Origin of the sequence: Citrobacter sp. R-1.5.2, from assembly GCF_035064245.1 — a bacterium.
Lineage (GTDB): Bacteria > Pseudomonadota > Gammaproteobacteria > Enterobacterales > Enterobacteriaceae > Citrobacter.
The window spans coordinates 194,811-216,066 of the sequence record NZ_JASEYC010000002.1 but is presented as its reverse complement, the minus strand read 5'-3'; the positions used below and the strand labels follow the sequence as shown (position 1 = coordinate 216,066).

Below are 21,256 nucleotides of genomic sequence, written 5' to 3'. Positions count from 1 at the left end.
GCATGCAGCGCATATTAAAAGTGGATACCGTCACGCCATCTTCTCTTTCCGGTGACGGACTACCATGGCTAAATCCACTACATCTACACCGCATGATGCCGTTTTTAAAAAGATAATGTCTTACCCTGAGATGGCTCGGGATTATCTGGATATACAGATCGCGATTTGATGGGATTAGTGGACCGCCTGGTCTCGCTGTTAGTTACAAGCACCGCTAATGACAGCCAGCTACAAACGCTATTTAATTACCTGCTACAGTACGGTGACGTTTCTCACGTCAGCGAATTTATCCATGAAGTTGCCGAACGTTCCCCCCGCCACAAGGAGAGGTTGATGACAATCGCAGAGAGGCTAAAACAAGAAGGTCACCACAATGGGCTACAACAAGGGATACAACAAGGATTAGCGCAAGGAGTACAGAAAGGTACGCAAGAAGAAGCCTTACGTATCGCGCGCATGATGCTGGTAAATGGAATTGATCGTGATTTGGTTCGGTTAATTACTGGGCTATTGCCTGACGATGTCACAGAATGAGTCAGATCGGGAAGGTTTTTAGCCTTCCCAATCAATCATTAAATCGTGAGCGATTCAACCACTTCTATCCAGCCATGTTCCCCGGCAATATCCTGACCATTTAGCCAACGCCGCAGCATATTAAGCGCCATCATTGCGCAAACTTCCTGACGAATAGCCAAACTGTAGCGATTTGCATTGAGTCGCACCCGCAAGGCATGCGTGCCGTCAGGTGTTGCCAGTGCGAAGTTAATATGTTCGTTTTCGAAACCCGATACCGCCAGCGCCAGTTCGGCATAATGGTTGCCGCGTCGCTCGGTTATCCAGTGCGCCGTTTGTGCCAGCGTTTCTTCCTGAGATGGCACCACCTCGCTCGCTAACAGCGGGGCACTGGCGCGAGACAGCTGCAGAGCAATTAAGCCTCCGGTAAATTGCTCGCTCAGCGTCAGACTGTACTGGCGCTCCTGGAGCTTACGGGTAATTTGCGCAGGTAACCCTTCGGTACCTTCAAAAATCATGTTCTGGCCGGCAACGCGTTTCACCTCTGGCCATAGCGCCAGCATCGCTTCACGTTGGGAATCAGGCCCGGTTAACTTCAGCTCGATAATCGGCATCGACGAGCGATATCCCATTGTCACCCCTGGCGGTAAAACCAGAGAGTCCAGGCTCTGTGCCAGATCGCTTTCAGAACGACCAAAGGTCGTTAAGCGCAGGCATAGCGGGGGCTGAGAGAGAGAAAAACGTTCACGCAGGCGCGGCAGGATCTCATGTTCAACCATGACTTTAAATTCTGACGGCACACCCGGCGTAAAAAACATCAGGCAGCGATTAAGCTTCACGGCGAACCCGCAGGCCGTTCCGACCGGATTATTAATAAACTCCGCGCTGGCCGGAAGTTCAGCCTGTTTGCGATTGCTCGGTGCCATCACACGTCCCCGCTCACGGAAAAAACGCGTCATTTCGGCCAGCCACGCTTCATGCAGAACCAGCCCTTCACCTTTTGCGGTTGCCGCCGCCAGTGCGCTCAAATCATCGCTAGTCGGCCCTAAGCCACCATTGACGATCAGCACATCAGCATGTTCGCTACGCTCACGCAGAATAGCGACCAAATCATTCAGATTGTCGCCTACCGTATTGCGGCGTGTTAATGGTAATCCCTGATTAAAGAAAAAATCGGCCAGCCAGGCGGCATTGGTGTCGACGATTTGTCCGTGCAACACTTCATCCCCGGTGGATAGCATCTCCACGTTTAACATCGTGTTCTCCTGCTTTTATGATGAAAACACTATAACGCAAGGAGGGGGGAAGGCGCGACTGAACGCCGCGCCTGGTAGATTAGAAACTGGCGTTAACCCCGATGTATGGGCCGTCAGCAATCGCGTTATCGCGGTTGCCATCTTTACCCGCCAGATTCAGGTAACGGTAACCTGCTTCAATGCTCAGCGGACGCATAATCGTCAGGCGCGCACCAGCATTTGCTTCTTCATAGCTGTCGATCCCGCTGGAGAGTGAGTCCGGGGAGTAGTAGTATTCGCCAAACAGACGGAAACTGTCGCCAATCGGCCACTGTAAACCACCACCGACAGCTGCCGCGTAGCCTTCATCACCGTCTTTTGGGTTGGTATAGATACCTTTCCCACCGACTGTTGCCAGCAACGGACCCAGAGGGATATTCAGACCAAGGCCAAGCCCTGCAACATCACCGTCGTCATCGTTATGCATCCAGTTGCCGCTAACAGCCAGTCCGGTGGACTCAGTACCCATACCAAAACCGAGGTTAGTGTAATCTTCGCCAGCCTGACCGCTAATGCTAATCGCATTCGCCGACGCAGAAACAAACAGCATTCCGGCAAAACCCAGTAATAAACTTTTTTTCATTTTCTATCCTTTCCAGCAAGAATCAAAACATAGCCCCAAAACCGCTGGATTGTACTGCCAGATGGCGAGGAATCAATGAGCTAAAAAAGCGATGCAATGACATATTGTAACTAAATACTACCCGCAATGTTTCAGTAAGGTTAAGTTCTTACCTGAAATTGACGATGAAAGGCACCTGATTGCCGTTTTCAACAGACAACCTTCTTTTCCCCGGCAAAGCAGGCTTAAACAGCAATGAAGCGTTTTTTCTGTCGCCTGCAAAAGGTAAGATATGTTAACGATGGACTCCTCCGCCCTCCCCTACAAGGAACAGACTAATGCGTCAAAGAACGATTGTTTGCCCACTCATTCAAAATGAAGGCTGTTATTTACTGTGCAAAATGGCCGACGATCGCGGCGTTTTCCCTGGTCAGTGGGCGTTGTCTGGCGGCGGCGTTGAGCCAGGAGAGCGTATCGAAGAAGCCTTACGTCGGGAAATCAGGGAAGAACTGGGAGAACACCTCGAGTTATCGCAGATTACCCCCTGGACCTTCAGTGACGATATTCGAACCAAAACCTATGCTGATGGTAGCCAGGAAGAGATTTACATGATTTATCTCATCTTCGATTGTGTTTCCGCTAACCGTGAAGTGAAGATTAACGAAGAGTTCCAGGACTTCGCCTGGGTTAAACCGGAAGATCTCGCCCAATACGATTTAAACATCGCCACACGTAAAACGTTAACATTGAAAGGGTTATTGTCAGCTTAAATGGTGATAGCAGTAGGATATTGATCCTTCAGATCATGGCATTGCACTCATCATTCAGCAGCAGGGCTGCAATGCCATAGCCACGACAAAACACTCGTAAAAATCATTTATTTTCAGACAAATAAAATAATCTCCTCCACATCCCCCTTTATATCTCCAACCTTAAACTCTTAAGGATAAATTAACCTTCAGTCTTTAACCTTTGTGGCCTGATGAAATAATTAACGATGCCCCTGTTTATCACTAAAAATAAAACTGCGGTGGCGTTAAATGGCTTGAAGGAATAATGATGTCTGACTTTTTGCCTTTCTCCCGTCCGGCAATGGGTGATGAAGAACTTGCCGCAGTTAAGGCGGTTCTGGATTCAGGGTGGATAACCACGGGTCCTAAAAATCAGCAGTTGGAAGACGCTTTCTGCCAGCTCACAGGAAACCAAAACGCCGTTGCCGTCTGTTCTGCGACGGCAGGTATGCACATTACGCTAATGGCGCTGGGTGTGGGTGAAGGCGATGAAGTGATCACCCCGTCGATGACGTGGGTATCTACACTCAACATGATTGTCCTGCTGGGCGCCACACCGGTTATGATCGATGTCGACCGCGATACGCTGATGGTGACCCCCGAACACATTGAAGCCGCTATCACACCACGAACCAAAGCTATTATTCCCGTGCATTATGCCGGGGCCCCGGCCGATCTTGATGCCATTTACGCCATCGGTGAACGCTACGGAATCCCTGTTATTGAAGATGCAGCGCACGCCGTCGGAACGTTATACAAGGGGCGTCATGTTGGTGCTCGTGGTACCGCAATCTTTTCCTTTCACGCGATCAAGAATGTGACCTGTGCAGAGGGTGGGTTAATTGTTACTGACGACAGCCAGCTCGCTCAACGGCTTCGCAGCCTGAAATTCCACGGCCTGGGTGTAGATGCTTATGACCGTCAAACCTATGGTCGCGCGCCGCAGGCTGAAGTTCTCGCGCCGGGATACAAGTACAACCTGACTGACATCAACGCCGCCATCGCCCTGGTGCAGTTGAACAAGCTGGATCGTCTGAACGCGCGCCGGGCGCAAATTGCGCAGCAGTATCAACAAGCGCTGGCCGATACGCCGTTTCAACCGCTCACCCTGCCTCAGTGGTCGCATGTGCACGCCTGGCATTTGTTCATCATTCGCGTGGATGAAGCCCGCTGTGGACTGGGCAGAGATGCTCTGATGGAAGCACTAAAGGCCAGAAATATTGGCACAGGCCTGCATTTTCGCGCGGCCCACACGCAGAAATATTATCGCGAACGTTTCACCGATCTTTCTCTGCCTAATACCGAATGGAATAGCGCTCGCATTTGTTCACTGCCGCTATTTCCCGACATGACCGACGATGACACACAACGCGTCATTACGGCACTTCGCCAGATTGCAGGACAATAAGCATGTTTGAAGCCTCACCGATTAGTAAAGTCTCGGTGGTCATTCCCGTTTTTAACGAACAGGAAAGCCTGCCAGAATTAATCAGGCGCACCAGCGCCGCCTGCGAAAAACTGGATACTGAATATGAAATCCTGCTCATTGATGACGGTAGCAGTGACAATTCAGCTCAACTGATGATGGACGCCTCCCAGGCACCGAACAGCCATATTGTCTCTATTCTGTTGAATCGAAACTATGGGCAACACTCGGCGATTATGGCCGGTTTCAGCCACGTCACTGGCGACTTGATCATCACGTTGGATGCTGATTTACAAAACCCGCCCGAGGAGATCCCACGGCTGGTTGCCACGGCAAAAGAAGGCTTCGATGTCGTCGGAACGGTGCGTCAGAACCGCCAGGACAGCCGCTTTCGTAAGACCGCCTCACGGATGATCAATCATCTGATTCAGCGCACGACCGGTAAAGCCATGGGCGATTACGGCTGTATGCTGCGCGCCTATCGCCGTCACATCGTCGATGCAATGTTGCATTGCCAGGAGCGCAGCACCTTTATTCCGATCCTGGCTAACATCTTTGCCCGCCGCGCCACGGAAATCCCGGTACACCATGCCGAGCGTGAATTTGGCGACTCAAAGTACAGTTTCATGCGTCTGATAAACCTGATGTATGACCTGGTAACCTGCCTGACCACCACGCCATTGCGTATGTTGAGCTTGCTGGGCAGCATCATTGCCGCCACAGGTTTTACCCTGTCGGTCCTGCTTGTGGTTCTTCGCCTGACGCTCGGCCCGCAGTGGGCGGCAGAAGGTGTGTTTATGCTGTTTGCAGTGCTGTTTACCTTTATCGGCGCGCAATTCATTGGCATGGGATTACTCGGCGAATATATCGGTCGCATCTATAACGATGTCCGCGCACGCCCTCGCTATTTTGTTCAACACGTTATCCGTCCACAAACCACGCAGTCAACTGAGGAAAACCGCGCATGAAAGCCGTCGTATTTGCCTATCACGATATGGGATGTCAGGGGGTTCAGGCCCTGTTGGATGCGGGTTATGACATCGCTGCTATTTTTACGCATGCCGATAACCCAGGTGAAAAAGCGTTTTTTGGCTCAGTTTCCCGCCTCGCTGCCAGCGCAGGAATTCCGGTGTACGCTCCTGACGAGGTCAATCATCCGCTGTGGATCGAGCGGATCGGCCAACTCGCCCCCGATGTGATCTTCTCATTCTACTATCGCCATTTACTCAGCGATGAGATCCTGCGTATTGCGCCTGCGGGAGCCTTTAATCTGCATGGCTCATTGCTGCCCAAATATCGTGGCCGTGCACCGCTGAACTGGGTATTAGTCAATGGCGAAACCGAAACAGGTGTGACGCTTCACCGCATGGTCAAGCGCGCAGATGCCGGTGCCATCGTCGCCCAGCAACGCATTACCATTTCCCCCGATGACGTGGCGTTAACCCTGCACCATAAATTATGCCAGTCTGCCCGCGAGGTACTGGCGCAGGCGCTGCCAGCCATCAAAGCCGGTGATTTTCAGGAATACCCACAGCAGGAAGCCGACGCCACCTGTTTTGGTCGCCGCACGCCGGAAGATAGTTTCCTCGACTGGAACAAACCCTGCGCACAACTGCATAACATGGTTCGCGCAGTGTCCGATCCATGGCCTGGTGCATTTAGCTATGCCGGTACACAAAAATTCACCATCTGGTCATCACGCCAGAGTGCAAATACATCTGCGGCGCTGCCGGGAACGGTTATCTCCGTATCACCATTGCTGATTGCCTGTGCCGATGGCGCACTCGAAATCATTACCGGGCAAGCGGGTGATGGCATTACCATGCAGGGCTCACAGCTGGCACAAGTTTTGGGTCTGGTTGCCGGTTCTCGCCTCAACAGCCAGCCCGTTTCCGCCAGCAAACGTCGCACCCGCGTGTTGATCCTTGGCGTTAACGGTTTCATTGGCAACCACCTGACCGAACGTCTGCTGCGCGAAGATAACTACGAAATCTACGGGCTTGATATTGGCAGCGATGCGATTGAGCGTTTTCTGCAACACCCACGATTCCATTTTGTGGAAGGTGATATCAGCATTCACTCCGAATGGATTGAATATCATGTGAAAAAATGCGACGTCGTGCTGCCACTGGTCGCCATTGCCACGCCGATTGAATATACCCGCAACCCGCTGCGCGTCTTCGAACTCGATTTTGAAGAAAACCTGAAAATTATTCGTTACTGTGTCAAGTACCGCAAACGCATCATTTTCCCGTCAACGTCTGAAGTCTACGGTATGTGTACCGATAAAGACTTCGATGAAGACAGCTCCAACCTGATCGTCGGCCCGGTTAATAAACCGCGCTGGATCTACTCGGTCTCTAAACAACTGCTGGATCGCGTCATTTGGGCATACGGTGAAAAAGAAGGATTACGTTTCACCTTATTCCGTCCGTTTAACTGGATGGGACCGCGTCTGGACAGCCTGAACGCCGCACGTATCGGCAGTTCACGCGCCATTACCCAACTGATCCTGAATCTGGTGGAAGGCTCTCCCATCAAGCTGATTGAAGGCGGCAAGCAGAAGCGCTGCTTTACCGACATTCGTGACGGTATCGAAGCCCTGTTCCGCATCATTGAAAACGATGGCGGACGCTGTGACGGCGAGATCATCAATATCGGTAATCCGGATAATGAAGCAAGTATTCAGGAACTGGCTGAAATGCTCCTTTCCTGCTTCGAAAAACATCCATTGCGCCAACACTTCCCGCCGTTTGCTGGTTTCCGTGACGTCGAGAGTAGCAGCTACTATGGCAAAGGCTACCAGGACGTTGAGCACCGCAAACCCAGTATTCGTAACGCCAAACGTTGCCTGAACTGGGAACCAACAATCGAGATGCAAGAAACGGTTGAAGAGACGCTGGACTTCTTCTTACGCAGTGTGGATATCACGGAACACACATCATGACCAAAGTGGGCTTGCGCATAGATGTCGATACATTCAGGGGGACACGCGAAGGCGTGCCCCGCCTGCTGGAGACATTGAACCGGCATAACGTTCGGGCAAGTTTCTTTTTTAGCGTCGGGCCCGACAACATGGGACGCCATCTCTGGCGTCTGGTGAAGCCGCAATTTTTGTGGAAGATGCTGCGCTCAAACGCAGCCTCGCTCTACGGGTGGGATATTTTACTGGCCGGCACCGCGTGGCCTGGAAAAGAAATTGGCCTGGCCAATGCGGCCATCATTTCGCAAGCTGCCCGGTATCACGAAACAGGCTTACACGCCTGGGATCATCATGCCTGGCAATCACGAAGTGGCAACTGGAACGATAAACAGCTGATTGATGATATTTCGCGGGGCATTAATGCGCTCGAAACGATCATCGGCCAACCCGTCACCTGTTCTGCCGTCGCTGGCTGGCGTGCCGACTCGCGCGTCGTCGAAGCGAAAGAAACATTCCATCTGCGCTATAACAGCGATTGCAGGGGAACATCGTTATTCCGTCCTGTACTTGAAACAGGAGAAATGGGGACGCCACAAATTCCGGTCACGCTACCGACATGGGATGAGGTGGTTGGTCAGGAGGTACAGGCAGCGGACTTCAACGACTATATTCTCTCCCGCATTCAGCGGGACAAAGGCACCCCGGTCTACACGATTCACGCAGAGGTGGAAGGCATTGCTTTTCAGCAGAAATTTGACGATCTGCTCATTCGTGCCGCCGACGCAGGAATTACGTTTTGTCCGCTGGGCGAACTGTTACCAGACGATATCAGTACACTGCCAACGGGCCAGATCGTTCGTGGCAAAATACCCGGCAGAGAGGGATGGCTCGGCTGCCAGCAACCCGCGAGTGTGACACCATGAAATCCGCACGTTACGCCCTGGCATTTGTCGCATTTATTGCACTGTATTTTATTTTACCCATCAATAGCCGCCTGCTCTGGCAGCCCGACGAAACGCGCTATGCTGAAATCAGTCGGGAAATGCTGACGTCTGGCGACTGGATCGTCCCACATTTTTTAGGGCTACGCTATTTTGAAAAACCCATCGCGGGATACTGGTTAAACAGCATCGGGCAATGGTTGTTTGGCGCAAACAACTTTGGCGTCAGGGCGGGGGCTATTTTTGCAACCCTACTGACTGCACTTCTGGTCGCCTGGCTGGCAATGCGGCTATGGCGTGACAAACGCACGGCCATACTCTCTGCCGTCATCTTTCTAACGTTTTTCTCTGTTTACAGTATCGGAACCTATGCGGTACTTGATCCCATTATCGCGCTGTGGCTAATGGCGGGTATGTGCTGTTTTTGGGAGGGAATGCAGGCCACCACCAGAACAGGTAAAATTGTCGCCTTTTTGCTGTTAGGACTCACCTGCGGCATGGGCGTGATGACCAAAGGCTTTCTCGCGCTCGCTGTCCCCGTCCTCAGCGTGTTGCCATGGGTTTTCGTGCAAAAGCGCTGGAAAGAGATCTTTATTTACGGTCTGTTGTCGATTATCAGCTGTATCGCCATTGTCCTGCCGTGGGGGCTGGCGATTGCACAACGCGAACCTGACTTCTGGCACTACTTTTTCTGGATTGAGCATATTCAGCGTTTTGCGCAGGATGATGCCCAGCATAAAGCGCCATTCTGGTACTACATACCGGTTTTCGTGGCAGGTGCCTTACCCTGGCTCGGGCTACTACCGGGCGCATTGCGTACCGGCTGGCGTGAACGGGATGTACCACGTAGCGCCTTATACCTGCTGAGCTGGATTATTATGCCGATACTGTTTTTCAGTATCGCCAAAGGGAAGTTGCCAACCTATATTCTTTCCTGCTTCGCGCCGCTGGCGATCCTTACCGCGCGGTTTGGCTTGCAGGCTGCTGAAAAAGGTTCTGCAGCCCTGCGCGTCAACGGTTGGATCAATATTCTGTTCGGTGTTATTGGTATTGTCGCCACATTTATCGTGTCCACGCTCGGACCGTTGAAGACACCGGTCTGGTCGCATATCGAAACGTATAAAGTGTTTTGCTCATGGGGTATCTTTATCACCTGGACACTATTTGGCTGGTATACGCTTAATAACAGTGAAAAAAACTGGAAATTAGCAGCGCTCTGCCCGCTGGGGCTGGCGCTGTTGTTCGGCTTCTCAGTACCTGACAGGGTAATGGAATCCAAACAGCCACAGTTTTTTGTCGAGATGACCAAAGAGTCGCTGGAGTCGAGCCGTTATATTTTCACCGACAGTGTTGGCGTTGCCGCTGGCCTGGCCTGGAGCCTGAAACGCGATGACATCAACATGTACGGGCAAACAGGTGAGTTAAAATATGGCCTTAATTATCCGGATGCCCAGGGACGCTTCGTTAGCCGGGATGACTTTGCCGGCTGGTTGGCGCAACATCGTCAGGAGGGGATCATTACGCTCGTGCTGTCAATTTCGAAGGATGAGGATATTAATCAGCTTGCCATTCCTCCCGCTGACTATATCGACAATCAGGGGCGCCTGGTCTTGATTCAGTACAGGCCTAAATGATCTGGCTAACCTTAGTCCTTGCCAGCCTGCTCAGTGTCTGTGGACAATTGTGCCAAAAGCAGGCCACCCGCCCGGTACCCGCCCACGCGCGAACACGCTATATCGCGCAGTGGATTGGTCTGGCGCTGGCCTGTCTGGGACTGGCCATGCTGCTCTGGCTGGCAGTATTGCAGAATATTCCCGTCGGTATCGCCTACCCGATGCTAAGCCTGAACTTTGTATGGGTCACGCTGGCAGCATGGAAAATCTGGCGCGAACCCGTCACAACGCGTCACTGGCTGGGGGTTGGGCTACTCATCACCGGCATCTTTATTCTTGGGAGCGCGGTGTAATGGGCATCTTTTGGGGGCTGTGTAGCGTGATTATTACGTCGGTTGCTCAGCTAAGTCTGGGTTACGCGATGGATAATCTGCCGCCCATGCTGCAACCGCTGGCGTTTATCTCCGCCGTTTTTTCAACCAGCAGCAGCGCATTCGCCTTGTATGGCGGGCTGGTAGGTTATTTACTGTCAGTGATGTGCTGGCATAAAGCCCTGCATCAGCTCGCGCTGAGCAAAGCCTATGCCTTGCTCAGCCTCAGCTATGTGCTGGTGTGGATCGCATCAATGATTTTACCAGGCTGGCAAGGAACCTTCTCAGTAAAAGCCCTGGTGGGTGTGCTGTGTATTATGGTGGGACTAATGACCATATTCTTACCTGCCCGCCAACACACGCCCTGAGATCAATTATCGTCAGACAGTTGTCGCAGACGCTCCCATTCTTCGCAGAGATACTGTCTGGCATCAATGATTTTAATCACTCGCGATGTGTCACGGTTAATACAATACTGGGCATCTTTTAGCGGTGACAGCAGATCGCCGACTTTTACACGCTCGCAGGCTTGCGCTTCAGCCAGCATTTTCAACGAACCACCGGTATCACAAAGTACAATATAGAGCCTCCCTGCTTTTTGGTTACAGCAAGACTTCTTCACATGCCATTCCATAGCGCACCTTTTGCTATTGATTTTCACAATAGGTTACACTTTAGCAGATAAACCAAAGGACAATGGCCCAGGAATGGCAATTATGCGAGATAAATTTAATGTTTTCTTAATCTTTACCGCGGGTACGGACCCACTCCAGCAGCGCCCGGCGAGAAATCTTAATACCGCCGCTTTTCAATTCTGCGGGTAAGGTTAGCCAACGAACGGGTTGCTGGAAACGTGCCAGCTTATCTTTCACCCATTCTGCCAGATCAATACTTCCGACTTCGGCATCGTACTCCACAACCGCAACGGGGCGATGGCCAAACTCTTCATCTTCGATTGGCACAATAAAAGCTTGCAGAACATGGGGATGCGATGTAATAACGCGCTCCACCTCTTCCGGCTGGATCCCTTCTCCGCCACTAAAAAACAGGTTGTCCATCCGCCCGACAATGGTTAACTTGCCATCATGCACGATGCCGCGATCGCGGGTGGCAAACCAGCCTTGCGCATTAACCAGCGGATAAAGCTGTCCGTTACGCCAGTAACCTTGCGCCATGCTGGCGGCACGAAGCCAGACTTCATCATCAACAATCCTGACTTCTCTGCCCGGTAGTGCAGAGCCGACATCTGCCTTACCATCAGCTTCTTTCGCACAAACCGTGGAGGCAAATTCCGTCAACCCGTAACCGCACCAGCAGCGAATACCCTGCTCACGCGCTTGTTCTGTCAATTCAACAGGAATCGCCGCGCCGCCCAGCAGCACGGCCTTTAGCGATACCGGTGTGTTATTGACCAACAGTCGCCAAAGCTGCGTGGGAACCAGCGAAGCATGGGTACAACCCGCCAGCATCTGCTCTAACGGTTGCTTATCGCGCACGGTCATACGTGCGCCCGCAAACAACCAGCGCCACATTATCCCCTGACCGGAAACGTGAAATAACGGTAGCGAGAGCAGCCAGTCATCGTCTTCGCCAAATGGCATCAGTGACAGCACCCCCTGCGCACTCGCCAAATGCGCCTGACAAGTATGTACCGCCGCTTTAGGCAGTCCGGTTGAGCCGGAGGTTAACGTCATTGTGCTCAAGCGCTGAGGCAACCAGACGGCAGCATGCTCGCCAGACTGTTCCAACATCCGCAGCGGTGTCAGGCCCGGAAGCGGACCTTCGCCTTCCAGATCCAGCACAAAACGCAGCGTCAGATCCGGGATTAACACATCCAGCAACGACTGTGGCAACTGCGGGTTCACTGGTAAAATTCGTGCCCCGCACTGCAACAATGCCAGCCAGGCCAGCAGCGGATGGGGATGATTCCAGGCGCGGAGCAATATGCCATCGCCCTCTTCTACCCCTTGAGCCGCAAAGCCGCTTGCCAGACGATCGACTCGAGCACAGAGATCGCCCCAGCTTAACAGCTCATCGTTAAGGCGTAAGGCTGGCGCGTCCACACGAGCCTGTCGCCAGTGACGCCACGGCCAGTCAGTAAAATCAGGCGTATCGGACAATCGCTCCAGGCCCGATGCGCTTGCGCCATCGGGCATTTCCCACTGGGTCATAGCAATCGTTCCAGCGCATCAACCTCAATGCACGGCAACGTACTGCCTGGCCACGAGCGTACCTGCTGGCATTGCATCAGGTTGAGCGTATCCAGACCAGGGATAGTCTGTGGCGTCAACCAGGCAGCAATGCGTGCTAGCTGGGTTAAGCCCAGGCTCGATTCGATAGAGGAGCTGATCACGGCGGTGAGACCGAGCGCGTGTGCGGCTGCAACCTGCTCACGAACCTTGTCGAGGCTACCCGTCAGCGTAGGCTTGATGACGACAGCCTTCACACCCTCTTCGGCCATAAAGGTGAAATCGGCTTCACGCAGACTTTCATCCCAGGCAATGGCAATCCCTGTTTCACGTGAGAACGAGCGGGAATCATCACGGGTTTTACACGGCTCTTCGAGGAAGGCAATGCGCCCGCGATACTCAGGATTGACATATTTCGCAAACTGCTGGGCTTTCAGCGGCGTCCAGGCACGATTGGCATCAAGCCGCAGGTGCAGTTCCGGGATCGCCTCCAGCAACAGGTTGACGACCATACCGTCGCGAACAGCTTCATACAGACCGACTTTTACCTTCGCAACTTTCTCGCCAGGCATGTCTGCCAATTGCAGCACCAGATCGTCAGGATCACCTGTACACAACGGCGCAGCACGATAGTCCGCCGCCTCAGGCAACGTACCCGCAAGCTCGGCCAGCGCACAGCTAACACCAAATGCAACGGCAGGCAGCTGTGGCAAGGATGAATCCCCCTGCAGCCAACCGTTGACCCAGGCCAGCAGCGCAGTTTGCGCCTCTTCCCAGGTTTCCTGGCTGAAGCCCGGTAGTGGAGAGATCTCTCCCCACCCTTCGCGCTCGCCGTCACGAAGACAAACGTACAGCCCGTCACGCGTTTTTAACCGCCTGTCACGCAAAATCACCCCCGCGTCCATGGGGATCTGCCAACGGTATACCTGCGCGCTACGCATTACGGATTCCGTTTGAATTTGCTGAAGTCAGGCTGGCGTTTCTGGTTAAAGGCGTTACGGCCTTCCTGACCTTCTTCAGTCATGTAGAACAGCATGGTCGCGTTACCGGCCAGTTCCTGCAGACCCGCCTGACCATCGCAGTCGGCATTCAGTGCAGCTTTCAGACAACGCAGCGCCATCGGGCTGTTTTGCAGCATTTCACGACACCAGCGCACCGTCTCTTTTTCCAGATCGACCAGTGGAACCACGGTATTGACCAGGCCCATATCCAGCGCCTGTTTTGCATCGTATTGACGGCACAGGAACCAGATTTCACGTGCTTTTTTCTGACCGACGATACGCGCCATGTAGGACGCACCCCATCCTCCGTCGAAGGAACCGACTTTCGGGCCAGTCTGACCAAAGATGGCGTTTTCAGCCGCAATAGTCAGATCGCACATCATGTGCAGCACATGGCCACCACCGATGGAATACCCTGCCACCATCGCGACAACCGGTTTCGGACACGTGCGGATTTGGCGCTGGAAGTCCAGCACGTTCAGATGATGCACGCCGGAGTCATCCTGGTATCCGCCGTAATCGCCACGTACTTTCTGATCGCCACCCGCGCAGAACGCTTTATCGCCCGCACCGGTCAGAATAATCACGCCAATATTGTCATCATAGCGAGCATCCGCCAGCGCCTGAATCATCTCTTTGACGGTGACAGGACGGAAAGCATTGCGTACATGCGGACGATTAATGGTGATTTTTGCGATACCGTCGGTGGATTTCTCATAGCGAATGTCGGTGTAGCCTTCAGAGCAGTCGAGCCATTCTACCGGTGCGTAAAGCATTGTTTCATCAGGATAGATCATAAAATGTCCTATAGTCAGCGACGCAGAATCTGAGCCAGACAGTCCACCACGCCAGCGGGATTCTCCCGATGCGCGTTGTGTCCGGCGTTACGAATCACATGGTTCGGTACGGATATTTCCGCCGCCAGAGCGCGGAATTTATCGTCACGTTCACCACATAAATAATAAAACGGAAATGTGCGTGTTTTCAGTTGCACACGTAAATCAGGTTGTACGGCCAGCGAGGTGGCTTCCAGCATTGCCGCCAACGTTTCACCCTTATTCTGGCAGCGTAAAGCGACCAGCGCCTCTCTTTCGGTCGCATCCAGCGAAGCGAAAACTGGTTGCTGGTACCAGTCATTAAACACATCGTGCAACGGCTCACGGCGAAAACGTGCGGCCCAACGACCATCTGAAAGACGGCGCTGAACGCGCTCATCTTCATGTTGTAAGCCAGGGTGCCCACCTTCAACAACCAGACCGCAGAGTCCCGGCATCCCCTGACAGGCCGCCATCATTGCGGCTCTGCCGCCAAGGGAATATCCCACCAGCCAGTAGTTAAGTATGTTGTAACTAAGCAGCGTGTTACGCAGCAAATCGCTGACGTCATCAAATCCGTTCACGCTGATATCAGCAGAACCGCCGTGGCCAGGCAGGTCGATATACAGCCGCGAATAATCCGGGAATGCTTCACCGACCGCCTGCCATTCCCGGCGATCGCCGGAAAATCCGTGCAGGAAAACCAGCCAGGGGAAATCCACCTGACCCGTGTTCGCCTGCGCGTGCAGGATCATAGATGACTGACCTGCGCCAGCAGTTGCTGCAGGGTTTGCGCCCCGTCAGTTTCATTCACTACCAGCTCAATCACCGTTGCCACCGGAGTACGCCAGGCGTTCGTCAGCGCGCTCTCCAGTTGCGCCCAGTTCTCCGGGCGGTGATATTTGAGGTCAAACATAGCCGCGGCATGCTCAAAATGGACGTTCTGCGGCATCAGATAGAACCGTTCGCGCTCGCTTGCTGGCGTCGGCAGCAGGGAGAAAATCTGTCCGCCGTTATTATTCACAACAATCAGGACAAACGGTGCGGAAACCTGGCGCAAAAGCGCCAGCGCATTCAGGTCATACAGCGCGGATAAATCGCCAACAATAGCCAGCGTCGATTTCGCACTGGCACGCTGTACGCCAGCCGCCGTTGATAGCAGACCGTCAATGCCGCTCGCACCGCGGTTGCTGTAAACCGGGAAACCTGCCGGAAGCTGAGACAGCGCGTCAATCAACCGTACAACCAGGCTGTTCCCCACGAACAACTGTCCCTGCTCTGGCAGATACTCGCGAATACGGTGCGCCAGCTGTGCTTCGCCAAACGTGTCGCGGCGGGCTTCTACCGCCTGCCATGCCTGTTGCGCCAGCCGCGGGATCTCCACACACCAGGGCTGGCGTTTCTCTGCCGGATGCAGCTCCAGCCAGTCGCCTACTTTTGCCACCAGCCGGCGTCCACGATGATGAGCCGGATCCAGACGTCCTTCGATATTGTCGACAATCCAGAATTCCTGTGGGTTGCAATTGGCCTGCCATTGCAGCAACCGTTTACCGGTCAGACTACTGCCGAGCTGCACCACAATCTGCGCCTGCTCTAATTCTGCTACCGCTTTCGCGTTCCCCAGCCACAGATCGGCGCAGGGCAACGGCTGTCCGGTTTGCGACAGCACATCACCAATGAGTGGCCAACCTAATGTCTGCGCCCAGAGCGCAACTTTCTTGCCCTCTTCGGCGCTCATGCGCCCGGCAAGTACCACCCCACGTTTTTGCCGCCAAAAAAACCAGTCGCGCTGTTTATCACTTTCCAGTCGACGCGCTTCGCGCAACCAGGGTTTATCATCCTGCCACCAGTCACCAAGACGCTGCTGCCAGGCCAGACCCGTTTCGTCCATCTCGCCATACAAGGGTTCTGCAAACGGACAGTTAATATGAACCGCCCCGCTATGCAGCGCGGCTAAGGCATTATCGATAGTAGACACCAGCCAGCTTGCCGGAATGTCCTGCGTCGGGCGTGGTAAAGAGAGCGTTTGCGACGGATGCGACGCAAACATGCCGGCCTGACGAATCGCCTGGTTAGCGCCACAGTCAATAAGCTCAGGCGGTCTGTCAGCGGTGAGTAAAATCAGTTTTTCACCGGTCAGCCCTGCTTCAATCAGCGCCGGATACAAATTCGCTACCGCCGTACCAGAGGTGACAATAACGGCAACAGGTTGCCTGCTGACTTTCGCCAGGCCTAAGGCGAGATGTCCCAGTCCGCGCTCGTCAAAATGGGTATGATGAATGAAAGCGGGATTTTCCGCTGCCGCTAAAGTCAACGGCGTCGAACGAGAGCCAGGGGCAATGCAAACATGCCTGACGCCGTGGCGAGTGAGTGCTTCCAGAATGACCGCCGCCCAGCGTCGGTTAAATGCGCTTACTGACATGAGATTGTCCGGTATCAATATTGCGACACAGTATAAAGAATCGAATAAATGGATTTTTGATATGAGTCGGGAATATACACGAAATCATTATCCTTCCATCTGTAATAAAGTACGTAACCCTGCCGCTTTATTATCTATTTCTTGCCATTCTTGCTCAGGATCTGAACCGCGCACGATCCCCGCCCCGGCATACAGGCGTACGACGTTTGCGCTAATTTTCGCTGAACGTAATGACACGCAAAACTCGCTCTGACGCAATGAAAGATAACCCGCGGAACCGGCATACCACTCGCGTTCAAAGGGTTCATTATGTTGGATAAATTCACGCGCCAGCTCGCGCGGAATACCCGCTACGGCTGCGGTAGGCTGTAGTTGTACCAGACAAAGCGTATCGTCCGCCTGATTGAGCGCAGTCCAGATACAGCGGCGCAGATGTTGTACTTTGCGCAGTCTGAGTACCTGCGGCGGCAGGACATCGAGGGTTTGCGTACAGTTTTGCAGCCGTTGGCAAATATCTTCCACCACCAACATGTTCTCACGCTGATTTTTATCGTCCTTCATCAGCCATTCACCAAGCTGCCAGGCGCGATGATCGTCAGGGTGATTGGCGACTGTTCCGGCCAGCGCCTCAGTGCGCAGTGCCGTGTCACGCCGTCTATACAGACGTTCAGGGGAAGAGCCAAGAAAAGCAGATTCGGCGGAAAACGCCATATAGAAGTGGTAACAATTGAGATTTAAACGACGACTGGAGGCCATAACTGCCGCGGCATTAACTGGCAGAGAAAACTGTAAATCGGTCGCACGCGCCAGCACCACTTTGTCGAGTTCTTCCTCAGCAATGGTCTGCGTGGCAAGCTCAATAAGGCGAACCCAACCGTCTTTATCCGGCCAGTGCTGTTCTCCCGTCAAAATCAAACGCAATGCGGGAAGCGGTTTTACCTGCGCAAGTGTTGAAATAAATGCAGCGGCCTGCGCGGCATCTTCACGCAACGACACGTCGCTATACAGGTGGAGTCGTAAGGTCGCAACCCCGGCACAGCGTCGCCATTCCAGGCGAGGCAGCAATAAATTACCGCGCTGCGGCTCAAACGCATTCAGGCCCCAGACACGCAGTTCGGGGTGATTATCATGTTGGCGTAAAAACCGTTGGGCGGATTCCAGTGAGGTGAATGTCGCAACGGCGCCCAGCACAGCCGCTTCTTCATCGCCGTTACGTTGCTGCCAGTAAAACTGAGGCCAGACGGGCTGGCTGGCCAGCCATCCTAAAGCGTCAAAAGCATCGTTCAGTGGGAAAGGTATGTCGTAAATACGAATGCCAGGTGCTGCCGGTATCTCTTGCGACAAAATGCGCATCAGACTTTCCAGCGCAGTAGTGATTGAATGCACGCGGACCTCTCCCTGTTAAAAACCTCTCATTATACGGGGTACTGAGCAGAAAAAGCAGTACCCCCGTATAGGGAGTGCGATGACAGCGCTATATTTATCGCCGTGCCAGCAATAATCCCATCACTAAACCAACTGTCGCCCCCACGCCGATCCCACGCCAGGGTTTTTCGTGTACATAGTCATCTGCCCGGCAAACTGCCTGCTTTGCTCGATAATAGTAACTGTCAGAGGCGTGACTAACGCGGTTTCTCACCTCTTCTAACGCCTGCTCAGCCCGCGCTTTCAACTCAAGGTACTTCTGGTCGGCAGGATCGCCGGAAGAACGTAGCACTTCTGCCAGCGTTTCGCTCAACAATTCCAAATCGTCATCAATACGTGATTCGTAAGAATGAAAAGACATTATATTCTCCCTTTCTATTGACGTACCCGCTAACTATAGACGACAGGGGCTGTTTACGCTTGATGACCCTCACGCGCCATGCCGATGTGTGGAATACCATCTTCGTCATAGATCTCCGTGACTGGAACAAAACCAAATTTTGCATAAAACGATTGCAGATGCGCCTGGGCCCCTAGGTATAACGCCTTATGCGGCCAATGCTGCGTACAGGAGGCCAGCGTTTGCGTCATTAACTGCTGTCCCAATTTTTCGCCGCGTAGCGCTTCGCTGACAATCACCCGGCCAATCACTACCGGCTCCAGATCATCGTCACTTTTCAGAATCCTCGCATACGCCACCAGTTCATCATTATGCCATCCCAGAATGTGACGGTTCTCGCCGACTAAGTCGTCGCCATCCACGTCCTGATACGGACATTGCTGCTCAACAACAAATACCGCGCAGCGAAGCTGAAGAATGGCATACAGCTCCTGAACACTCAGCTTTGCATGATGGAGATCTTGCCAGTGGATCATTGTCTGCCCCTTTGTTGTGATAACCTGAACACCCTGCCTCATTAATGGCGAAAAGTGTAACGTAAAGATGGAATTACTATTTTTAGGTACGTCTGCGGGAGTTCCCACACGTTCTCGCAATGTAACGGCAATATTACTGAATCTGCAACACCCTACTCAGGCAGGTTTGTGGCTTTTTGATTGCGGCGAAGGGACGCAGCATCAAATGCTTAGCACCCCGTTCAACCCGGGCAAACTTGATCGTATTTTTATCAGTCATCTGCATGGCGATCACCTTTTTGGTTTGCCGGGGTTGCTGTGCAGCCGTTCAATGGCGGGAAACGTCCAGCCATTGACGCTTTATGGCCCGAAAGGGTTACGAGAATTTACCGAAACAGCCTTGCGACTAAGCGGCTCCTGGACCGATTACCCGCTGGATATTGTAGAAATCACCGCCGGTGAGATTGTGGATGACGGCCTGCGCAAAGTGACCGCGTTTCAACTGGAACATCCGCTGGAGTGCTACGGTTTTCGTGTTGAAGAACACGACAAACCCGGTGCGCTTGATGCCAACGCGCTCAAAGCGGCAGGCGTTAAACCAGGCCCTTGTTTTCAGGATCTCAAAGCGGGAAAAACTATCGTGCTGGAAGACGGGCGCACCATTAGCGGGGCCGATTTTCTCGCCCCGGCGATTAAGGGAAAGTCCGTCGCCATTTTCGGTGATACCGGACCCTGTGCGAGCGCTATCGAACTGGCAAAAGGGGTGGACGTGATGGTACATGAAACCACGCTGGATTCGTCCATGGAGGAGAAAGCCAACAGCCGCGGGCATAGCTCCACCCGTCAGGCCGCACAACTGGCGCGGGACGCTGGTGTGGGCAGACTCATCATGACCCACGTCAGCTCACGCTACGATGCAAAGGGCTGCCAGCGGTTACTTGAAGAGTGCAGAGCGCTGTTCCCGGCAACGGAACTGGCTCACGATTTCGCCATTTTCACCGTTTAACGCTTTATTTTTCCGCCTCAATGCCGATAACAGTGGAAAGGCTGGCTTTCACACTGAGGACAGGATGAACAATTTCCAGAAAGATATTGATGACAGGACCAATCTAACCTTGTCTAACCGCTTTGAGCTGCTGCTGTTTCGCCTCGGCAAATCGGTTGAAGAGCAGAAATCAGAGCTGTTTGGCATCAACGTTTTCAAACTCCGTGAAATCGTTCCGATGCCGACATTTACACGCCCTGCCGGCATGAAGGCTCCGCTGTTAGGCATGGTGAATATCCGGGACCAGGTGATTCCGGTGATCGACCTGCCTGCTGTCGCTGGGTGTAAACCCGAAACCGGGCTTAATATCCTGTTGATCACAGAGTACGCCCGCAGCGTACAGGCATTTGCGGTGGAGTCAGTAGAGAACATTATGCGCCTCGACTGGCAGCAGGTGCACACTGCGGAGAAAGCCGTCAATGGTCGGTACATCACCAGTATTGCTTGTCTGGACGACGACAAAGAAACCAACAATTTGGCGTTGGTGCTTGATGTCGAACAGATCCTGTATGACATTGTGCCGTCCAACCACGATTTACGTGCAACCGACCTGAAAACCAGCAAATTCAATATCACGCCGGGTGCGGTGGCCATTGTTGCGGAAGACTCCAAAGTTGCGAGGGCGATGCTGGAGAAAGGACTGAACGCGATGGAAATTCCGCATCTGATGCATGTCACCGGCAAAGATGCCTGGGACAAAATTCAGCAACTCTCCGAAGAGGCACAAGCGGAGGGTAAGCCTGTCAGCGAGAAAATCGCCCTGGTGCTTACCGATCTGGAAATGCCAGAGATGGACGGTTTCACACTGACCCGTAAGATTAAAACCGACGAGCGTCTGAAGAAGATCCCGGTTGTCATCCACTCTTCACTGTCCGGTAGCGCCAACGAAGATCACGTCCGCCGGGTTAAGGCCGATGGCTACGTGGCAAAATTCGAGGTCAACGAATTATCTTCTGTGATTCAGGAAGTGATGGAGCGCGCAGCAAAAGATGTTAGTGGTCCTTTGGTGAGCCGTCAGCTTTCCGCCTGATAGCCCTGACCCCATAAAAAAACCCGCCGAGGCGGGTTT

Annotated in this window: 22 protein-coding genes and 1 pseudogene; 12 read left to right on the top strand and 11 right to left on the bottom strand. The window is 53.2% G+C overall.

What is annotated here, in order from left to right:
* The first annotated feature begins 64 nt into the window (after positions 1-64).
* Positions 65-169, top strand: coding sequence for an Rpn family recombination-promoting nuclease/putative transposase (locus tag QMN38_RS26950; RefSeq protein WP_416348252.1), 105 nt, complete (start codon positions 65-67; stop codon positions 167-169).
* Positions 160-534, top strand: a pseudogene (locus QMN38_RS05085) (Rpn family recombination-promoting nuclease/putative transposase); the annotation flags it as partial. The gene QMN38_RS26950 and the pseudogene QMN38_RS05085, both read left to right, overlap by 10 nt.
* A 38-nt stretch (positions 535-572) precedes the next feature.
* Here QMN38_RS05085 and QMN38_RS05080 read toward each other — a convergent pair.
* Complete coding sequence (locus tag QMN38_RS05080) at positions 573-1,769, bottom strand: nicotinamide mononucleotide deamidase-related protein YfaY (protein ID WP_271440128.1); 1,197 nt, start codon at positions 1,767-1,769, stop codon at positions 573-575.
* Positions 1,770-1,848: 79 nt separating this feature from the next.
* Positions 1,849-2,391: a YfaZ family protein gene (locus tag QMN38_RS05075; RefSeq protein ID WP_048211092.1), complete on the bottom strand. Its 543-nt coding sequence runs from the start codon at positions 2,389-2,391 to the stop codon at positions 1,849-1,851.
* A gap of 317 nt (positions 2,392-2,708) precedes the next feature.
* Here QMN38_RS05075 and nudI point away from each other — a divergent pair, with 317 nt between their 5' ends.
* The 8 genes from nudI to arnF all read left to right on the top strand — a co-directional run bounded on the left by nudI (position 2,709) and on the right by arnF (position 10,803).
* Positions 2,709-3,140, top strand: a complete 432-nt coding sequence (gene nudI, locus QMN38_RS05070; protein ID WP_271457288.1) for a nucleoside triphosphatase NudI — start codon at positions 2,709-2,711, stop codon at positions 3,138-3,140.
* A gap of 289 nt (positions 3,141-3,429) precedes the next feature.
* A complete protein-coding gene (gene arnB / locus QMN38_RS05065; protein WP_323604640.1) occupies positions 3,430-4,569 on the top strand; it encodes a UDP-4-amino-4-deoxy-L-arabinose aminotransferase in 1,140 nt (379 codons plus the stop codon).
* A gap of 2 nt (positions 4,570-4,571) precedes the next feature.
* A complete protein-coding gene (arnC, locus tag QMN38_RS05060; protein ID WP_005129419.1) occupies positions 4,572-5,555 on the top strand; it encodes an undecaprenyl-phosphate 4-deoxy-4-formamido-L-arabinose transferase in 984 nt (327 codons plus the stop codon).
* On the top strand, positions 5,552-7,534 hold the full coding sequence (gene arnA, locus QMN38_RS05055) for a bifunctional UDP-4-amino-4-deoxy-L-arabinose formyltransferase/UDP-glucuronic acid oxidase ArnA (protein WP_271440130.1): 1,983 nt from the start codon (positions 5,552-5,554) through the stop codon (positions 7,532-7,534). The genes arnC and arnA overlap by 4 nt, the downstream gene beginning before the upstream one ends.
* Entirely contained in the window at positions 7,531-8,433 is a 903-nt protein-coding gene (gene arnD / locus QMN38_RS05050; protein WP_271448524.1) for a 4-deoxy-4-formamido-L-arabinose-phosphoundecaprenol deformylase, read from the top strand. Before arnA ends, arnD begins: the two co-directional genes overlap by 4 nt.
* Positions 8,430-10,085 carry a lipid IV(A) 4-amino-4-deoxy-L-arabinosyltransferase gene (gene arnT, locus QMN38_RS05045; RefSeq protein WP_323604744.1) on the top strand — a complete coding sequence of 552 codons (1,656 nt, stop codon included), beginning with the start codon at positions 8,430-8,432 and terminating at the stop codon, positions 10,083-10,085. Before arnD ends, arnT begins: the two co-directional genes overlap by 4 nt.
* The gene (gene arnE, locus QMN38_RS05040; RefSeq protein WP_040230124.1) at positions 10,082-10,417 is read left to right on the top strand and encodes a 4-amino-4-deoxy-L-arabinose-phosphoundecaprenol flippase subunit ArnE; all 336 of its coding nucleotides are present in this window, start codon (positions 10,082-10,084) and stop codon (positions 10,415-10,417) included. The genes arnT and arnE overlap by 4 nt, the downstream gene beginning before the upstream one ends.
* The gene (gene arnF, locus QMN38_RS05035) at positions 10,417-10,803 is read left to right on the top strand and encodes a 4-amino-4-deoxy-L-arabinose-phosphoundecaprenol flippase subunit ArnF (RefSeq protein WP_323604639.1); all 387 of its coding nucleotides are present in this window, start codon (positions 10,417-10,419) and stop codon (positions 10,801-10,803) included. The genes arnE and arnF overlap by 1 nt, the downstream gene beginning before the upstream one ends.
* A 2-nt stretch (positions 10,804-10,805) precedes the next feature.
* Here arnF and pmrD read toward each other — a convergent pair whose 3' ends face one another.
* From pmrD to QMN38_RS04990, 9 genes are all read right to left on the bottom strand, one after another.
* On the bottom strand, positions 10,806-11,069 hold the full coding sequence (pmrD, locus tag QMN38_RS05030) for a signal transduction protein PmrD (protein WP_271440133.1): 264 nt from the start codon (positions 11,067-11,069) through the stop codon (positions 10,806-10,808).
* 106 nt (positions 11,070-11,175) lie between these two features.
* Positions 11,176-12,606 (bottom strand): o-succinylbenzoate--CoA ligase, encoded by a 1,431-nt coding sequence (gene menE, locus QMN38_RS05025; RefSeq protein WP_323604638.1) that lies wholly within the window; start codon positions 12,604-12,606, stop codon positions 11,176-11,178.
* A complete protein-coding gene (gene menC / locus QMN38_RS05020; protein ID WP_323604637.1) occupies positions 12,603-13,565 on the bottom strand; it encodes an o-succinylbenzoate synthase in 963 nt (320 codons plus the stop codon). Before menC ends, menE begins: the two co-directional genes overlap by 4 nt.
* Complete coding sequence (gene menB, locus QMN38_RS05015) at positions 13,565-14,422, bottom strand: 1,4-dihydroxy-2-naphthoyl-CoA synthase (RefSeq protein ID WP_323604636.1); 858 nt, start codon at positions 14,420-14,422, stop codon at positions 13,565-13,567. Before menB ends, menC begins: the two co-directional genes overlap by 1 nt.
* A 14-nt stretch (positions 14,423-14,436) precedes the next feature.
* Positions 14,437-15,195 carry a 2-succinyl-6-hydroxy-2,4-cyclohexadiene-1-carboxylate synthase gene (gene menH, locus QMN38_RS05010; protein ID WP_323604635.1) on the bottom strand — a complete coding sequence of 253 codons (759 nt, stop codon included), beginning with the start codon at positions 15,193-15,195 and terminating at the stop codon, positions 14,437-14,439.
* Positions 15,192-16,862 (bottom strand): 2-succinyl-5-enolpyruvyl-6-hydroxy-3-cyclohexene-1-carboxylic-acid synthase, encoded by a 1,671-nt coding sequence (gene menD / locus QMN38_RS05005; protein ID WP_323604634.1) that lies wholly within the window; start codon positions 16,860-16,862, stop codon positions 15,192-15,194. Before menD ends, menH begins: the two co-directional genes overlap by 4 nt.
* A gap of 87 nt (positions 16,863-16,949) precedes the next feature.
* Complete coding sequence (menF, locus tag QMN38_RS05000; protein ID WP_323604633.1) at positions 16,950-18,248, bottom strand: isochorismate synthase MenF; 1,299 nt, start codon at positions 18,246-18,248, stop codon at positions 16,950-16,952.
* 94 nt (positions 18,249-18,342) lie between these two features.
* Positions 18,343-18,648: a stress response protein ElaB gene (gene elaB, locus QMN38_RS04995; protein WP_137384151.1), complete on the bottom strand. Its 306-nt coding sequence runs from the start codon at positions 18,646-18,648 to the stop codon at positions 18,343-18,345.
* Between the two features lie 53 nt (positions 18,649-18,701).
* Positions 18,702-19,163 carry a GNAT family N-acetyltransferase gene (locus QMN38_RS04990; protein WP_271455129.1) on the bottom strand — a complete coding sequence of 154 codons (462 nt, stop codon included), beginning with the start codon at positions 19,161-19,163 and terminating at the stop codon, positions 18,702-18,704.
* A 67-nt stretch (positions 19,164-19,230) separates the two neighbouring features.
* Between QMN38_RS04990 and rbn the strand changes: the two genes are divergently transcribed.
* Together rbn and QMN38_RS04980 are read left to right on the top strand one after the other, a co-directional pair.
* Positions 19,231-20,148 (top strand): ribonuclease BN, encoded by a 918-nt coding sequence (gene rbn, locus QMN38_RS04985; RefSeq protein WP_271440140.1) that lies wholly within the window; start codon positions 19,231-19,233, stop codon positions 20,146-20,148.
* A gap of 64 nt (positions 20,149-20,212) precedes the next feature.
* Positions 20,213-21,217: a chemotaxis protein gene (locus tag QMN38_RS04980; RefSeq protein WP_271440141.1), complete on the top strand. Its 1,005-nt coding sequence runs from the start codon at positions 20,213-20,215 to the stop codon at positions 21,215-21,217.
* The last annotated feature ends 39 nt before the right edge of the window (positions 21,218-21,256 follow it).

Bases quoted from the DNA above. Each gene is read 5' to 3' on its own strand.
- arnA (WP_271440130.1), top strand. From the start codon at position 5,552: ATGAAAGCCGTCGTATTTGCCTATCACGATATGGGATGTCAGGGGGTT.
- elaB (WP_137384151.1), bottom strand. From the start codon at position 18,648: ATGTCTTTTCATTCTTACGAATCACGTATTGATGACGATTTGGAATTG.
- arnT (WP_323604744.1), top strand. From the start codon at position 8,430: ATGAAATCCGCACGTTACGCCCTGGCATTTGTCGCATTTATTGCACTG.
- arnE (WP_040230124.1), top strand. From the start codon at position 10,082: ATGATCTGGCTAACCTTAGTCCTTGCCAGCCTGCTCAGTGTCTGTGGA.
- rbn (WP_271440140.1), top strand. From the start codon at position 19,231: ATGGAATTACTATTTTTAGGTACGTCTGCGGGAGTTCCCACACGTTCT.
- arnB (WP_323604640.1), top strand. From the start codon at position 3,430: ATGTCTGACTTTTTGCCTTTCTCCCGTCCGGCAATGGGTGATGAAGAA.
- menH (WP_323604635.1), bottom strand. From the start codon at position 15,195: ATGATCCTGCACGCGCAGGCGAACACGGGTCAGGTGGATTTCCCCTGG.
- menD (WP_323604634.1), bottom strand. From the start codon at position 16,862: ATGTCAGTAAGCGCATTTAACCGACGCTGGGCGGCGGTCATTCTGGAA.
- pmrD (WP_271440133.1), bottom strand. From the start codon at position 11,069: ATGGAATGGCATGTGAAGAAGTCTTGCTGTAACCAAAAAGCAGGGAGG.
- QMN38_RS05080 (WP_271440128.1), bottom strand. From the start codon at position 1,769: ATGTTAAACGTGGAGATGCTATCCACCGGGGATGAAGTGTTGCACGGA.
- menC (WP_323604637.1), bottom strand. From the start codon at position 13,565: ATGCGTAGCGCGCAGGTATACCGTTGGCAGATCCCCATGGACGCGGGG.
- nudI (WP_271457288.1), top strand. From the start codon at position 2,709: ATGCGTCAAAGAACGATTGTTTGCCCACTCATTCAAAATGAAGGCTGT.
- menE (WP_323604638.1), bottom strand. From the start codon at position 12,606: ATGACCCAGTGGGAAATGCCCGATGGCGCAAGCGCATCGGGCCTGGAG.
- arnD (WP_271448524.1), top strand. From the start codon at position 7,531: ATGACCAAAGTGGGCTTGCGCATAGATGTCGATACATTCAGGGGGACA.
- arnC (WP_005129419.1), top strand. From the start codon at position 4,572: ATGTTTGAAGCCTCACCGATTAGTAAAGTCTCGGTGGTCATTCCCGTT.
- arnF (WP_323604639.1), top strand. From the start codon at position 10,417: ATGGGCATCTTTTGGGGGCTGTGTAGCGTGATTATTACGTCGGTTGCT.
- QMN38_RS05075 (WP_048211092.1), bottom strand. From the start codon at position 2,391: ATGAAAAAAAGTTTATTACTGGGTTTTGCCGGAATGCTGTTTGTTTCT.
- QMN38_RS26950 (WP_416348252.1), top strand. From the start codon at position 65: ATGGCTAAATCCACTACATCTACACCGCATGATGCCGTTTTTAAAAAG.
- QMN38_RS04990 (WP_271455129.1), bottom strand. From the start codon at position 19,163: ATGATCCACTGGCAAGATCTCCATCATGCAAAGCTGAGTGTTCAGGAG.
- menB (WP_323604636.1), bottom strand. From the start codon at position 14,422: ATGATCTATCCTGATGAAACAATGCTTTACGCACCGGTAGAATGGCTC.
- QMN38_RS04980 (WP_271440141.1), top strand. From the start codon at position 20,213: ATGAACAATTTCCAGAAAGATATTGATGACAGGACCAATCTAACCTTG.